The organism is Reichenbachiella agarivorans, assembly GCF_025502585.1.
GTDB lineage: Bacteria > Bacteroidota > Bacteroidia > Cytophagales > Cyclobacteriaceae > Reichenbachiella > Reichenbachiella agarivorans.
This window is the reverse complement of the sequence record NZ_CP106679.1, coordinates 3,780,485-3,795,065: the sequence shown is the minus strand read 5'-3', so window position 1 is coordinate 3,795,065 and position 14,581 is coordinate 3,780,485. Positions and strand designations below refer to the sequence as shown.

Sequence of the window (14,581 nt, the reverse complement as noted above, 5' to 3'; positions counted from 1 at the left end):
GAAAGGGGGACTCGTTGTTAGATGTGATCTCAATTAAAAACCCATTGCTACCATAGCAATGGGTTTTGATTTTCTATTAACTTGATTTCGATTCTAAAAGAGGACTGATCCACTATAGAGCAAAATTGAAATGACCTTTGATAAAAATGCCGGAAAACCCTTCAAGGGATTTCTTTCCAGATCATAGACGAAACGAAAGGTTAACCAAACCTTCAAAAAGGCCCTTGAAGGGGTATTCAAAATCGAATCAGGTTATTGGGTTATTGGAGTGATCTATTGAGTGATGTAGGGTTCAGCATCTATTTTTCTCAGTAGTTCGGTGATGTTGGAGACATTGAGTTTTTTCATGATGTTGAAGCGATGTGTTTCGATGGTACGAACACTCTTGCCCAATTTGTCGGCGATCTCTTTGTTGCTATTTCCTTCATACACTAGTTGCAAGATTTGCTTTTCTCTTTTGGTGATGTGGTATTCTACTTCCCCGACATTGCTATTGGTAGTAGAGCTAGGTTTGCCGTCTTTGATGTTGAGATAGGAGTTGACCAAGATGTTGGAGATGTCTCCACTGAAATATTTTTGTCCATCCATGATGGCGTGTAGTGCTTTTGAAAACTCCTCTTTGGTGGTGTCTTTCAGTAGGTAACCTGAGGCTCCACTTTCTATGGATTTGATGATATATTCTTCGTCATCGTGCATGGATAATATCAATGCTTTAGTATTGGGAGAGAATTCTTTGATTTTAGAAGTGGCCTCAATGCCGTTCATGATAGGCATGCGGATATCAGATATGAGGATGTCTGGTCGTAATAGTTTTACTTTCTCCAAGGCTTCCTCTCCATTGGAAGCTTCTGCTATCACTTCTACATCACCGTTACTTTCGAGCAGGATTTTGATTCCGTTTCTTACGATAATGTGGTCGTCTGCTAATATTACTTTAATTTTACTCATAGTTGGGTTACGTTAAAGGTAGTTTAATCGTCACTGTTGTACCTTGTCCGATGTTTGTCTCTATTTCAAATGCTGCATTGACATACGCAGCTCTTTCTTTCATGTTGAATATTCCGTGACCTGATGCCCCAAAGTGACCTACCTTTTCTAGTTTTTTGATGTCAAACCCCTTTCCGTTGTCTTTTACTTGGATCTGTAGCTGGTTGATCGTGTGGCTCAGTGTGATGTTGATTTGTTTTGCTTTGGCGTACTTGATACCATTGTTGACGGCTTCTTGCACAATTCTGTACAGGTTGGTTTCTATGTTGCTGTCTAGTCTGTTGATGAAACCCGTTTTGTTTTCAAAGGTGACTATGGTTTCTGTCAGTGCTGTTGTCTCTTGGCCGATTTTCTTCAGGGCAGGGACAATTCCATAATCAACCAGACTGCTAGGAGCGAGGTTGAATGATACCCTGCGTACTTCTTTGATGATGCTTTTCATCAAATGTTTGGAGTCACTCAGACGCTGCCTCATATGTGGTGAACTCGAAGGGATGATTCCTTCGAGACTTAGTTTTAGTCCCGTCAGCATTTGACCGATTCCGTCATGTATTTCTTGCGCAATACGTTTCCGTTCTTCCTCTTGCCCTTCTAGAATCAGTACGGATCGGTATTGCTGCTCTTTGACTCGTTTGTCAACCAGTTCGTGGTTGATTTCTCTTGATCGCTGACGTGCTTCATTGATGTCGCTGATGTCTCGTCCGATGATCAAAAGTGCATATTCATTTTTTAGTACAGAGGTAGGGACTGGCTGAATAACCAAGTCCAACCAGACAAAATCTCCTTCTGAATTGGCTACTTTGATTTCTCCATTCCAAGACTGTTGTTGAGTAATCATGTCCTTGAGTTGCACAATGAAATCCTCACGGTATGATTCCTCTTTGAGCCAATCAAAAAAATTGCTATGAAAGCTTTCCTTGTCTATGAAGAGTATTTCCTTGACTTTTTCTGACAGATGTGAAATACGCCCATTCATATCCGCTTTCATCAGGATGCTCATTTCCTCTGGTATGTGATTGACGGCCTCTAAGTCTTGGTAAGATTTACCTAGTTCATCATAGAGTTTGGATACCTGAGATGCCATTGTTTTGGCATTGTCCTCCGATCGAATGAGCTCGGTGTATGACAAGTAAATCTTTCTGAACTGTGGATACATCGTAGCGAAGACTATGGCAATGATGAGAATCAACAGAACAGACAGAAAGACGATTTTTTGTCCGATTGATTGGTTCTCAGATAGGCCAGAGAGCAGGTAATACTGTCCGATCAATATAGTAGCAACTATAGCGATCAGTGAAGCTATACCAGAATAGCCCAGTCCTCGTAATGTTTTTGTACTTCTCAATTCAAAATTATATATGGTGCAATATTAGGTGAAAATACGCAGCTTAGTGAGAAAAACCTACGTAAACATACCCGTCCTGTATTTTCACAGGATATGTAGCCAAGTCACATTCATCTCCATTGAGGTTATTGCCTGTTTTGAGTGAAAATGTCTTTTTGTGGAATGGGCAAGCAACCTTGGGTTCTTCACCTTCGGATCCCAGCATACCTCTGGATAAAATCATTTGTTTTTTGTGAGGACAAAGGTTTTGACTGGCGTACCATTCCTTTCTTCTAGAGAAGTTGAAAATGGCAATCTGTAACCCTTTGTATTCTATGGCAGCACCGCCATTGTCTGGAAATGCTTCCATAGAAGCTGCCTTGTACCAAGTAGTTACGTCTTCTGCTTTGACTGTTTTGTATTCTGCTATTTCTTGTGTCATTTCTACAGTATTTATTGTTATGCGCCCCATTCTACTGGTTTTTTCTGCCCTCTCATGTCTTCGAACTTCATCGTCGGATCTGGAATCTCGGTATTCACAAAGTGGGTGAATTTCTTTCTCAACTCAGGATTGTTGACGACTTCTTTCCACTCACACTTGTAGGTGTCTACCATGAACTGCATTTCTCTTTCTAAGTCTGCCGCTATGCCCAATGAGTCGTTGACCACTACGTCGATGAGGTAGTCTATCCCTCCATCTAGTTTATTGAGCCATGTCGCTGTTCTGTTGAGTGGTTCGGCAGTTTTGATGTAGAACATCAGGAATCTATCAATGTACTTTAGACAGGTAGCAGAGTCAACATCTCCTGCTAATAATACGGCATGCTGTGGATTGGATCCGCCATTGCCACATACGTAGAGGTTCCAGCCGATCTCGGTAGCGATGATGCCAAAATCTTTGCTTTGCGCCTCTGCACACTCTCTTCTACATCCTGATACAGCACTTTTTAGTTTGTGTGGTGAACGTAAACCTCTGTATCGCTCTTCTACCTCGATAGAGAATGATACTGAGTCATGCAATCCATAGCGACACCATGTTGATCCTACGCAGCTTTTGACGGTACGTAGAGATTTGCCATAGGCATGCCCACTTTCAAAACCCGCATTGATTAATTTTTCCCAGATGTCTGGCAACTGATGGATTTGTGCACCGAATAGATCTATTCTTTGTCCCCCAGTGATTTTGGTGTACAAATCATATTCCTTGGCTACTTCTCCAATGACGATCAGCTTGTCTGGTGTGATTTCGCCTCCTGGTATTCTAGGCACGACCGAGTACGAACCACCTTTTTGTATGTTGGCGAGGTACTTGTCGTTGGTGTCTTGGATGGCATCTTTTCCTTTCTCCAAGATCATTTCGTTCCAAGTGCTGGCAAGCAAAGAAGCGGCCAATGGACGACAAGTTTCACAGCCATCACCCTTGCCATGCTCGTCAAGCAATTGATCAAAATCCTTTACTTTTTTGATTTTAATGATATCTAAAAGCTCTTGTCTAGAGTAGTCAAAATGTTCACAGATGACATTTTTGACTACTTTACCCATTTTCGCCAATTGTTCATTGAAGATGTCCTTTACGATCGGATTACAAGCACCACAGCCAGTTCCTGCTTTGGTGCAAGCTTTTACTTGTGCGACATCTTCGAATCCATTGTCAACTATTGCTTGACAGATGTCTCCTTTGGTTACGTTTTCACAAGAGCAAATCTGTGCACTGTCTGGGAGTTCCATCTTGGTCTCTTCACCTCCACGACTGCCTAGGATGAGATCCTCAGGGTTGGGAGGGAGTGCCATGCCATTGAGGGTGATTTGAAGGAGCATGTTGTATGCCTCTGCTTCACCTACTAGGATACCACCCAGCAATCTTTTGCCATCCTCAGAGATGTTGATTCTTTTGTAAATCCCCTTGTAGTTGTCTTCGAATACTATCGGTTTGTGTGTTTCGTTTTCACAAAGTGCATTGCCAAAACTTGCTACGTCAACTCCAATCAATTTGAGTTTGGTTGACATGTCGTAGCTTTTGAATGTTTTGTCATTGCTGCCTATCAATTGATTGACAACTACGTCCGCCATTTCATAACCTGGAGCAACCAAGCCATAAATGAAGTTTTTGTGAAGGGCACACTCACCGATAGCATAAATATCCGTGTCGTCTGTTTGTAACAGATCATTCACTACGATACCTCCTCTTTGTCCTACAGCCAGGCCACATGCAGTAGCCAACTCATCTCTCGGCTTGATACCAGCAGAGATCACGAGCATTTCTACATCTAGTATAGAATCATCGGCAAACTCCATTGCGGTGATTTTTCCATCTCCAGATATGTTTCTTGTGTTTTTATTAAGGTGTAGTCTGATACCCAACTCTTCCATTTTGGATAGGAGGGCATCCGAACCTGCATTGTCCAACTGTCTCGGCATTAGACGAGGTGCAAATTCTACTACATGCGTTTCTTGTTTGAGATCAATCATGGCTTTGGCAGCTTCTAGTCCCAAAAGTCCGCCGCCCAACACAGCTGCTTTTTTGGTCTTTTTACTGTACTCTATGATCGCGTCTAGATCTTCGATCGTTCGGTAAACGAACACACCTTGTTTTTCGACACCTTTGATAGGTGGAACAAAAGCACTAGAGCCTGTTGCTAAAATCAATTTGTCGTAAGAGAGGGTAGTGCCTTTGTGCGAAGTGATCGTCTTGTTGGCTCGATCAATTGCAATAATCATTTCTCCTGAGATCAAATTGATGTCATTTTCTTCGTACCAAGACCTAGGAGCCATTTCTAAACTGGCGACCGAAGGATTGGTGAAGTACTCACTCAAATGAACTCTGTCGTATGCAGGGTGAGGTTCTTCGCCGAATACTGTGATTTCAAATTGGTTTTTACCAGCTTTGGCTCTAAGTTTCTCACAAAACTTATAACCTACCATGCCATTACCTATTACGATTATTTTCTCCATGATTTTTATCAAGTTACGTAAAACTACGTATTAAATACCTATTCATGAACAAAACTACGTACATTATGTTTAAAAAGCTATACTAACTACGTAATTTTATTGGAGAATAATCTGATATATGACAGGTAATTATTCTGTCAATGACTCAGTATAAAATATGATATATGGACAAAACACTTGAAAATGTACTTTTTGCGATCGATGAGATCAACAATCAGGATCCGAACCTAGAACTGGTTGATGGAAAAAATGTACCCAAAGAATGGGTCTATGGTCTACGTATGACCGAGATGTTGGAGCTGTACAATGAACAAGCATCGATAGAGTTACAGATTGCTGCACGAGGACAACACATCAGGAGATGGCATATCCCACGATCAGACTATCCTATGGATCGCAAAGGCTACCTCAAATGGCGCACGATGCTCAAGATGTATCATGGACAATTGCTGTCTGAGCTGATGGAGAAGGAAGGGTTTGAAAAAACTTCGATTGACAAAGTGGTAGAATTGGTCAATAAGAACAAACTCAAGACAGATGCAGAATCCAAGGAATTGGAAGATGTGGTATGTCTGGTCTTTCTTAAATACTACTTTCATGATTTTGGGACTAAGCACGAGGAAGACAAGATCATAGACATTGTACAAAAGACTTGGGGAAAGATGACGGACAAGGGACACCAGATGGCATTGAAGTTGGATTATTTGCCGGAGGATTTGGCGTTGATACAAAAGGCTCTGGCTTAAACAAAATACTGTTTGAAGATTTAATTTGTGAAACGAATAGATATTTCTTTCCTATCCCAACCATATCCCTATTATTTTGCTGGGTTGCCATTTTTTGTAGTACTAGGGTCGATATTTATGATGACCCTTGGGTTCAATTATTTTTTTTTTGAACCCTTTGATGTGTATGTACCAGAGCACAAAATGGATTTCTTTTGGATTTCTGTCATTCATTCTATCACTCCAATAGTGATTTTGTTGGTTTGGTATGTATTGTCATTATTGATTTCTGATTTGGAAGATCGATGGACGGTGGGGAAAGAAATACTCTTTTTGTGCCTCTTGTTTTTTATGGTAGGAGTGGTGCAGTTTCTGATTCGGGACTTGATTTATGACAATCCTAACAATTGGTCTTGGCACTATTTGATAGAGGAAGTGCGAAATACTTTTTTGGTAGGGAGTCTGTTTACTTTGATTCTCATTCCATTGAATTACAACCGACTCAATCGTCAGCATCAATTGAAGGCAGAGCAGTTGCCTGTTGAGAGGGAAGAATCGATAGTTGTAAAGCAGAATAGCGTTTTCATCCAAACACAAGTGAGAGCAGATGAATTCACCATGTCAGTTGATGAGCTTGTGTATGCTAGAGCAGAACGAAATTATGTTGAGATCTACAGTTTTCGAGATCAAAATATCCACAAAGAACTCAAACGGATTGCCATCAAAGACTTGATGGAGCAATTGCAGATTTACCCATTTATCGCACGGACTCACAGATCTTATTTGGTCAATCTACAGCAAATCAAGTCTATCCGCGGCAATGCTCAAGGTTATCAACTACAACTCAAACACACCGAGGAGATGGTACCAGTCTCACGTACACTTATTGCTGATTTTGAATCTCAAATGGCATCTTTGTAGCGCAACCTTGCAGTTTATCCCATATCCTTGACACTCGTCCCAAAGATTTGATTTGGAATACAATCCCAATCTATGTTTGAGAAAAAAACTGCAAGGCTATGCGTAGATATGATTTGGATTGGTTGAGAGTGATCGTATTTGGATTGCTTATTTTTTATCATGTAGGGATGCTTTTTGTACCCTGGGGCTTTCACATCAAAAACAATGTGGTCTATGATTGGGTGATGTATCCGATGTTGTTTTTGAATCAGTGGCGATTACCTATATTATTTGTGATTTCTGGGATGGGTACCTACTTTGCTCTGTCTAAGCGTTCGGCTGGGCAGTTCTGTTGGGAGCGAATCAAACGACTCTTTTTGCCTTTGGTATTTGGGATGCTGGTGATCGTGCCACCGCAGGTTTATATTGAGCGATTGGTGGAGGGAGACTTTGCAGGTGGTTATTTCGACTATTGGCCATTTTTGGCATTCAATGGGATTTATCCTGTAGGGAATCTGAGTTGGCATCATCTCTGGTTTTTGCCTTATTTGCTGGTTTATTCTTTGGTGCTGGTGCCAGTGTTTATCTACCTAAGAAATCATCCTAACAACTCATTTATATTATGGATCAAAAGGCTGATCCAAAAGCCTGCTGGATTGTTCGTATTCATCGTTCCTTTGTATTTGTTGGAGGCATTCATGGAACCTTTCTATCCCATCCATCATAATTTGGTCAATGATTGGTTCAACCTCACGAACAGCTTGCTATTCTTTTTGTTTGGGTATCTGTTGATGACGGTGAAAGAAGAATTTTGGTCAATGGTGCAGCATCATCGCAAAAGCTATCTGATCTGTGGAGTGATTGCCTTTGCTTCATGGATCGCATTGGTTGTGTCTTTTGAAGATTCTACGCTCAGGCATTTTACAGAAGCGGGAATCAAGGTATTCAATCTCTGGTCATGGATTTTGGCCTTATTCGGCTATGCAGCAACTTATCTCAATCAACAGAGCAGGGTTCTGAACTATGCCAATGAAGCAGTGTATCCATTTTACATCTTGCATCAGAGTGTCATGATTGTGATTGCATCTTACCTCATCAATCTGAAATGGGGCTTCTTCCCCAAAGCCAGTCTGTTGATTGTGGGGACGTTTGGGTTGAGTTGGCTGATCTACGAATTGTGTGTCAGAAGATGGAAATTGATTCGTCCCTTATTTGGATTGAAATAGTGATTGTTTTAAACTTGATGCATTGAGTTCTAAACTTATTTATCGATGATTCAATTGATCCGAACAGATTCTAATAATGCTGATTTCATTGCGTTGGTCAATCAGCTGGATGCTGATTTGGCCATACGAGATGGAGATGATCACGATTTTTATCACCAATACAACCATATCGATCAGATCAAACATGCCATAGTGGCAAAGATTGATGATCAGTCTGTGGGCTGTGGTGCGATCAAGGAGTATGATCCCAAGGTGATGGAAGTGAAACGAATGTATGTCTTGCCATCTCATAGAGGCAAGCGTATTGCTATTCAGATCTTGACAGCTTTGGAGGATTGGGCGCGTGAATTGGGATATCAAAAGTGTGTTTTAGAAACAGGAAAAGCACAACCAGAGGCGATTGCTCTCTACCAGAAATGCAACTACGCTGTAATACCAAATTATGGTCAGTATGTAGGTGTCGACAATAGTATCTGTTTTGAAAAGAAGCTGAATTAATAAGAATCTGTTCAGAACGATAGAAAAGAATACCAATTGATTATTAGAAGAATCAATTAGGTGTTCTAAAAGGGGAAATTGGGTTGTAATGATTTGTCTAAAATAATTCTGCTATTTTAGATTGATCACAAACTTCACCAAAAGATCAATTACTTCACTTTTGTTCAATGTGAGACTGTCTCCCATGATGCTATAGCCCTCGACATAGGGTAGTAAAATAGCAGCGGTGGCATCAGGTTTGGGAGTAAATTGTGAGATCAACTGTACAGTCTGTTGGACGTAAGATTTGTAATGTTCCTTAACAGTACTTTCTATGGTAGGGTTTCGTGTGGCAAGCGACCAAATCTCTCTAAACATGCTACAACGCTCAGTTTTACCTCCTGGTACGAGATGATCATTGAGGATTGCTCTCAAGAAGGATTCAAAGTTAGATTGATTTTCAAGTGTTTTGGTAAGATTCTCTGCTACCTCATTGGTATACCATGCGAAGTAATCTATGATCACTGCGATTAAGAGAGTGTCCAGATCTTTGTAGTAATACTGAAGATTACTCAGGCTCATGTTTGCGTCTCCCGCCACTCTTCTCATAGACAGTTTTCCCATCCCATCTCGTACCAATATCTGGTGAGTTACCTGTATGATCTGTTGCTGTTTTTGTTCTCTAGCACTCATTTGAAAAATAGTTTTCTATAGATAACGCAATTATAGGTCGTTCGACCTATAATTGCGTTAGGTCACTCGACCTAAAATATAAAGCTGTATAAAAATGAAGAAAGTATTGATCATCAATGGCAATCCCATCACCAATAGTTTTAGTAGAACAATTACTGATGTTTACCAGTCGAGTGCTGAGGATGCAGATGCCATCGTGAAGACCATCCACATAGCGGAGCTAGATTTTGATTTGAGTCTCAGGGAGGGTTACAAGGAGAGACAAGAAATGGAAAAGGACTTGGTAGAAGCCACTGAGTTGATTCTCTGGTGTGATCATATTGTGTGGGTGCATCCAGTTTGGTGGTACGGCTATCCCGCCATTATGAAAGGGTTCATTGACAGAACCTTCCTGCCTCATGTGACATTTAAGTTTGAAAAAGGGGCTGTATTCCAGACAAAATTATTAAAAGGAAAGACAGGCAGAATTATAGCCACAGGAGATTCTCCGTATTGGTACTATCGTTTTGTGATGAAGCGTCCCGCTACCAATCAGCTCAAAAAGGGTACTTTGGAGTTTTGTGGTATTAAGCCTGTGAAGACTACATTTTTTGGTCCGATGAATACGGCAAGTGATAAAAACAGAAGCAAATGGCTCAAGGAAGTTGCTAGAATTACAGTGAAGGATATGAGCTGAGAATTAACACAGATCATTTTATGATTCTTTGGTCTCACTACGTAAGTTTGTTCTCAATCAAGGACTCAAGTGGGCAAAGCAAATGATAGAAAAGGCAAAAGTGGATAAAATCATCAAATGGGGAATCATCGGATGTGGTGATGTGACAGAAGTAAAGAGTGGTCCAGCCTATCAGCAAGTAGCTGGATTCGAGTTGAGCGCGGTGATGAGGAGAGACTTGGAGAAGGCAAAGGACTATGCTCAGAGACATGGCGTTCCCAAATACTCTAACGATGCAGACCAACTGATCAACGATCCAGAGATAGATGCTGTTTACATCGCTACGCCACCAGATACTCACAAATACTATGCGCTCAAAGTCGCTGCTGCTGGCAAACCCTGCTGCATCGAAAAGCCCATGGCACCCAATCATCAGGAATGTCAGAATATTGTAAAGGTTTTTGAAGAGAAAAAACTGCCGCTATTTGTGGCATATTATCGTCGCACTTTGCCAAGATTTACGCAAGTGAAAACTTGGATTGATGAAGGCAAGATAGGAGAGGTCAGACACATTCGCTGGCACTATAGCAAAGAACCCTCAGAGGTAGATTTGTCTAAATCACCCAATTGGAGAACGGATCCTTTGGTAGCCCCAGGAGGGTATTTTGATGATCTAGCGAGTCATGGCCTGGATTTGTTTGTCCATTTGCTGGGAGAGATCAAGCAGGTAGCAGGAATGAGTCTGAATCAACAAGGGTTGTATGGTGCCATGGATGCTTTCACCGCTTCATGGCTACATGTCGGAGGTGTGACTGGATCGGGTAGTTGGAATTTTGGTTGTGCTAGTCAAGAGGATCGAGTAGAAATTTATGGGAGTTTGGGAAAGATAGAATTTTCTATTTTCGATGATCAACCCCTGGTTTGCAGACATAAACAAGGAGATGAAATTTTGAATGTACCACATCCATCGAGCGTACAACTGCATCATGTAGAGCGAATGCGCGATGAATTGTTCGGAGGAAAAGCACATCCGTCTACTGGTCTATCTGGAGCGCATACTTCATGGGTGATGGATCAGATTTTGAACTTATCAAAATTAGGAGGAATGCCAAAAGCTAAATAACTTAGAGAGTACTAACCTTTGATTTTCAATTTGAGCAGCAAACAATCTTTCAAACTTTATACTCCCAACTCCCTTGACAACTACTGATATCAATTCATTGATCGTAAAACGACTGAAGGACAAGGATCCAACGGCACTCGATTATCTGTATGATCATTATTCATCTGCGTTGTATGGGGTGATATACAAGACAATCAAACATCAAGAAATGGCGGAAGAAACGCTGCATGATGTGTTTCTCAAGATTTGGGATCAAATTGATAAGTTTGACCGATCCAAAGGTACTTTGTTTACATGGATGTTTCGTATTGCACGCAACAGAGCTATCGATGTGAGACGTTCGGCGGATTTTAAGGTCCAAGATAAATCTGATGACATCTCCACTTTCGTAGATATGTTTGAAACCCAGAGTAATCAAGAGGATTACATCGGGTTGTCTGGAGTACTCAATGAAATAGGAGAGATGTGCAAGAAACTCATCCAGCTCAATTTTTTTATGGGTTACTCTCATGCCGAGATCAGCGAATCTGAAGAGATGCCGCTAGGAACGGTTAAGACACGATTGAGAAACTGTTTACTAAGTATCAAGGAAAAACTGAAGAAGGATTTTGAATAAGCAAGAGATATTAACCGAAGGCTACTTGGCTGCCTATGTGACAGGAGAATTGGATGCTCAGCAGATTGAGGAGATTGATGTATTTATCAAATCGGATGATGATGTACGCAGAGAGTATTTTCAGATTCAGCGAATTGTGGAGTTGCTCGCATTTGATAGAGCGGTCACGCCTCCTGCCAAGATCAAAGCCATGATCATGGAGCAGGTAGCCAAGCGATCCAGTCTGACTTCCTCCAAAACAACACTGAACTATCTAGTAGCTGCCAGTGTGACGATCGCTATTTTGTCCGCCATAGCAGGTGTGTACTATCGGAGCGAATGGAAATCTACTCAGCAAGAGTTGGCACAGTTGAATATACGCAATCAAGAAATAGCGGATGGGTTTCAGTTTGTAAGTCAAGAGCTGGAAGTTGCCAAAGTGGAACTCAGTGTGACGAACAGCCCAGATTACAAACGGATTATTCTACAAGGAACTGACAATGCCAAGGATGCACAGACCGTGTTGTTTTGGAATCCGAACACACAGGGAATCTATCTCAATTCTGCGAGTTTGGCAGCATTGCCAAAGGGTAAGCAATACCAGCTTTGGGCACTGAAGGATGGGCAGCCGATTGATGCGGGTGTTTTTGATGCCAAAGAGGGTGATTTTCAAATCATGAAAAATATAGCCCAAGCCGATGCATTTGCTGTGACAATCGAAGTGACAGGTGGAGCAGAAAGCCCGACATTATCTACCATGCAAGTTTTTGCCTCCACATCATAGCAGAGAGAAGGTTGTAATGAAGTTTTGAACCTGACTGTATCTCTGTCAGGTCTTTCTTAATGATTCTATTAACCTATACTTGGTAACAAGAGCAGCTACACAAGTATGTTAAAACTATTGTATTTAATCACAGCCCATTATTTTGTGATATAAGATAGTCAGTTGAAATACACTCGTCACAACATGTAATTTGGCTTGGCAGCCGTTGAGATAGTAATAATTGATTTTACAGCGCTTATTTTTAGCAAACTGTAAGATTGTCTTGACTGGCAGTGTGCTTTATGTTTTCAAGCTAGTTATTTTTGCCATACGAAATGCATGGCACTTAATTACCACTCATTCTATCATTATTATTTTTAATTTAATTTCGATGACACCAATAGATCATATTGAAAATCAACTTCAAGAACTTAGAAATATTCTCAAAAATCACAGGCTTTACAAACAACTATCTAGTGTGGAAGATATACAGTTGTTTATGCAAAATCACGTTTTTGCTGTATGGGATTTTATGTCGCTACTTAAGGCTTTACAGATCAAATTGACATGTGTCAATGTACCTTGGGTTCCCGTAAATAATCCCGTGATTGCTCGATTTATCAATGAGATTGTTCATGGAGAAGAAAGTGATGTCAATGAATTAGGAGAACCAAGGAGTCATTTTGAAATGTATCTAGACGCCATGGACCAGATTCAGGCAGATAGATCGCAGATTGACCGATTTATGGAACATATACTTTCTGGAAGGGGTGTTTATGAGGCCTTGGCTCATATCGAGTTAGATACTAGAGTGAAGGATTTTGTCGCTTTTACCTTTGAAGTAATTGCGAGTGAGAAGGAGTATTTGATAGCTTCAGCTTTTACTTTTGGGCGAGAAGATGTGATTCCTGATATGTTCAAAGAGATATTGAATCAGGCGGATGCTGGGATAAATAATAAATTGATTTATTATTTGGACAGGCATATAGAATTGGATGGAGATGAGCATGGTCCATTGTCATTGCAGATGATTACTGAATTGTGTGGTAAGGATGAATCTAAGTGGAGAGAGACACTTGATATTGCTAAACAAGCATTAGGACTGCGGGTAAAACTATGGGATGCCATAGCAGATATAATAGTTCACAATCAAGTATCGGTCAATGTTTAATGATTTTGTTTCGGTGATTGATTCCTAAATCGAACAATTATAGAATAACAAGATCGAGTAACTCTGCATTTTCTGATTGAGTATTATGAAAATGCTTTCATTTTTTTGATCAAAGAAATAGGGGACATGTGGATTTATACATATTATTGCAAGTGTAAAATATTCATAATCTACTACTTAACTAAACTATGAAAAAAATAATATACTTATTTCTAATTGCCGCATGCTGCTCTTTGACTCTAGGAAGCTGTATTTCTGAAGAAGGCGAGCCTGGACCTGCTGGTGAAGCGGGTGTCGATGGGCAAGATGGAGTTGATGGTGTCGATGGTGTCGATGGACAAGACGGCCAAAATGGTGTGGGATTTGATGAATTAACCAAGTATGGCAGCATCAAAGTCTACCTGGATGGTACACGACCTGATGGTGTGCTTTTTAAGGATACTTCTGATTTTAAGTACACAGCTACAGATGTTTTTTCTGACAGCTATATAGGGGGATTAAGTGGTGGTAATATTATAACCAAAGGTGATAATGAAGAATTGAGTTTTGATATATTGCGTTTTCTCAGTTCGCCAGATGATATCTATCAAGAGTCTATTACCGCGATTAGTCTCGATGTGGTCAATAATGTAAATTCACCTTTCGAATTTTTCTCAATAGGAATCAAAAAGAGTGTTTTGACAAGTGACTTTAAAGTGTTCTCATTATACATTGATAATAGTTTCTATACCGATAAGTTGGGAAGTCTATCAGGGGCGTCAATTACTGATTATAGTTATGATGAATCGACAGGGAATGTGAAATTTAAATTCTCATTTGAAGTTTTAGCAGACGACAATAGTACTGGGTACCCCTTGAAAATATCAGGAGAAGTAAATGCTATTGTCTTTGAGAATATCGGCACAGACTATTATGAAGAATGCGGTGAGTGCTAATACCTCTATTAAAAATTAAAAGAAATTTGATCATTTTTGATAAAAGCCATGAATT

At 40.5% G+C, this 14,581-nt stretch carries 15 protein-coding genes; 10 read left to right on the top strand and 5 right to left on the bottom strand.

From position 1 onward, the window contains the following. Nucleotides 1-273: 273 nt before the first annotated feature. Genes N6H18_RS15920 through nirB form a run of 4 tightly spaced genes read right to left on the bottom strand, consistent with a single transcriptional unit; the run spans nt 274 to nt 5,263 of the window. Nucleotides 274-948 (bottom strand): response regulator transcription factor, encoded by a 675-nt coding sequence (locus N6H18_RS15920; RefSeq protein ID WP_262309274.1) that lies wholly within the window; start codon nt 946-948, stop codon nt 274-276. Nucleotides 949-955: 7 nt separating this feature from the next. Beyond that, nucleotides 956-2,332 (bottom strand): PAS domain-containing sensor histidine kinase, encoded by a 1,377-nt coding sequence (locus N6H18_RS15915; protein WP_262309273.1) that lies wholly within the window; start codon nt 2,330-2,332, stop codon nt 956-958. A gap of 43 nt (nt 2,333-2,375) precedes the next feature. After that, entirely contained in the window at nt 2,376-2,753 is a 378-nt protein-coding gene (gene nirD / locus N6H18_RS15910) for a nitrite reductase small subunit NirD (protein WP_262309272.1), read from the bottom strand. A gap of 17 nt (nt 2,754-2,770) precedes the next feature. Then, nucleotides 2,771-5,263: a nitrite reductase large subunit NirB gene (gene nirB, locus N6H18_RS15905; RefSeq protein WP_262309271.1), complete on the bottom strand. Its 2,493-nt coding sequence runs from the start codon at nt 5,261-5,263 to the stop codon at nt 2,771-2,773. A gap of 164 nt (nt 5,264-5,427) precedes the next feature. Between nirB and N6H18_RS15900 the strand changes: the two genes are divergently transcribed. The 4 genes from N6H18_RS15900 to N6H18_RS15885 all read left to right on the top strand — a co-directional run bounded on the left by N6H18_RS15900 (nt 5,428) and on the right by N6H18_RS15885 (nt 8,612). Then, nucleotides 5,428-6,009 carry a DUF4202 domain-containing protein gene (locus N6H18_RS15900; RefSeq protein WP_262309270.1) on the top strand — a complete coding sequence of 194 codons (582 nt, stop codon included), beginning with the start codon at nt 5,428-5,430 and terminating at the stop codon, nt 6,007-6,009. Nucleotides 6,010-6,036: 27 nt separating this feature from the next. Further along, nucleotides 6,037-6,909, top strand: a complete 873-nt coding sequence (locus N6H18_RS15895; RefSeq protein ID WP_262309269.1) for a LytR/AlgR family response regulator transcription factor — start codon at nt 6,037-6,039, stop codon at nt 6,907-6,909. A gap of 98 nt (nt 6,910-7,007) precedes the next feature. Further along, nucleotides 7,008-8,114 carry an acyltransferase family protein gene (locus N6H18_RS15890; protein ID WP_262309268.1) on the top strand — a complete coding sequence of 369 codons (1,107 nt, stop codon included), beginning with the start codon at nt 7,008-7,010 and terminating at the stop codon, nt 8,112-8,114. A 45-nt stretch (nt 8,115-8,159) separates the two neighbouring features. Beyond that, a complete protein-coding gene (locus N6H18_RS15885) occupies nt 8,160-8,612 on the top strand; it encodes a GNAT family N-acetyltransferase (protein ID WP_262309267.1) in 453 nt (150 codons plus the stop codon). 111 nt (nt 8,613-8,723) lie between these two features. Here N6H18_RS15885 and N6H18_RS15880 read toward each other — a convergent pair whose 3' ends face one another. Further along, nucleotides 8,724-9,284 carry a TetR/AcrR family transcriptional regulator gene (locus N6H18_RS15880; protein ID WP_262309266.1) on the bottom strand — a complete coding sequence of 187 codons (561 nt, stop codon included), beginning with the start codon at nt 9,282-9,284 and terminating at the stop codon, nt 8,724-8,726. Between the two features lie 94 nt (nt 9,285-9,378). On the opposite strand from N6H18_RS15880, the gene N6H18_RS15875 reads away from it, so the two are divergent. The 6 genes from N6H18_RS15875 (at nt 9,379) to N6H18_RS15850 (ending at nt 14,526) form a co-directional block, all read left to right on the top strand. Beyond that, on the top strand, nt 9,379-9,960 hold the full coding sequence (locus tag N6H18_RS15875) for an NAD(P)H-dependent oxidoreductase (RefSeq protein WP_262309265.1): 582 nt from the start codon (nt 9,379-9,381) through the stop codon (nt 9,958-9,960). A gap of 82 nt (nt 9,961-10,042) precedes the next feature. Continuing rightward, the gene (locus tag N6H18_RS15870; protein ID WP_262309264.1) at nt 10,043-11,062 is read left to right on the top strand and encodes a Gfo/Idh/MocA family protein; all 1,020 of its coding nucleotides are present in this window, start codon (nt 10,043-10,045) and stop codon (nt 11,060-11,062) included. A gap of 73 nt (nt 11,063-11,135) precedes the next feature. After that, nucleotides 11,136-11,678, top strand: coding sequence for an RNA polymerase sigma factor (locus tag N6H18_RS15865; RefSeq protein WP_262309263.1), 543 nt, complete (start codon nt 11,136-11,138; stop codon nt 11,676-11,678). Continuing rightward, complete coding sequence (locus tag N6H18_RS15860) at nt 11,671-12,441, top strand: anti-sigma factor (RefSeq protein ID WP_262309262.1); 771 nt, start codon at nt 11,671-11,673, stop codon at nt 12,439-12,441. The genes N6H18_RS15865 and N6H18_RS15860 overlap by 8 nt, the downstream gene beginning before the upstream one ends. A gap of 370 nt (nt 12,442-12,811) precedes the next feature. Continuing rightward, nucleotides 12,812-13,591: a DUF3050 domain-containing protein gene (locus N6H18_RS15855; protein ID WP_262309261.1), complete on the top strand. Its 780-nt coding sequence runs from the start codon at nt 12,812-12,814 to the stop codon at nt 13,589-13,591. A gap of 188 nt (nt 13,592-13,779) precedes the next feature. Then, nucleotides 13,780-14,526: a hypothetical protein gene (locus tag N6H18_RS15850; RefSeq protein ID WP_262309260.1), complete on the top strand. Its 747-nt coding sequence runs from the start codon at nt 13,780-13,782 to the stop codon at nt 14,524-14,526. Nucleotides 14,527-14,581: the final 55 nt, after the last annotated feature.

What these genes read in the sequence shown, in the direction of transcription:
- N6H18_RS15920 (WP_262309274.1), bottom strand. Translation starts at nt 948, where the DNA reads ATGAGTAAAATTAAAGTAATATTAGCAGACGACCACATTATCGTAAGA.
- nirD (WP_262309272.1), bottom strand. Translation starts at nt 2,753, where the DNA reads ATGACACAAGAAATAGCAGAATACAAAACAGTCAAAGCAGAAGACGTA.
- nirB (WP_262309271.1), bottom strand. Translation starts at nt 5,263, where the DNA reads ATGGAGAAAATAATCGTAATAGGTAATGGCATGGTAGGTTATAAGTTT.
- N6H18_RS15900 (WP_262309270.1), top strand. Translation starts at nt 5,428, where the DNA reads ATGGACAAAACACTTGAAAATGTACTTTTTGCGATCGATGAGATCAAC.
- N6H18_RS15890 (WP_262309268.1), top strand. Translation starts at nt 7,008, where the DNA reads ATGCGTAGATATGATTTGGATTGGTTGAGAGTGATCGTATTTGGATTG.
- N6H18_RS15885 (WP_262309267.1), top strand. Translation starts at nt 8,160, where the DNA reads ATGATTCAATTGATCCGAACAGATTCTAATAATGCTGATTTCATTGCG.
- N6H18_RS15880 (WP_262309266.1), bottom strand. Translation starts at nt 9,284, where the DNA reads ATGAGTGCTAGAGAACAAAAACAGCAACAGATCATACAGGTAACTCAC.
- N6H18_RS15875 (WP_262309265.1), top strand. Translation starts at nt 9,379, where the DNA reads ATGAAGAAAGTATTGATCATCAATGGCAATCCCATCACCAATAGTTTT.
- N6H18_RS15870 (WP_262309264.1), top strand. Translation starts at nt 10,043, where the DNA reads ATGATAGAAAAGGCAAAAGTGGATAAAATCATCAAATGGGGAATCATC.
- N6H18_RS15855 (WP_262309261.1), top strand. Translation starts at nt 12,812, where the DNA reads ATGACACCAATAGATCATATTGAAAATCAACTTCAAGAACTTAGAAAT.
- N6H18_RS15850 (WP_262309260.1), top strand. Translation starts at nt 13,780, where the DNA reads ATGAAAAAAATAATATACTTATTTCTAATTGCCGCATGCTGCTCTTTG.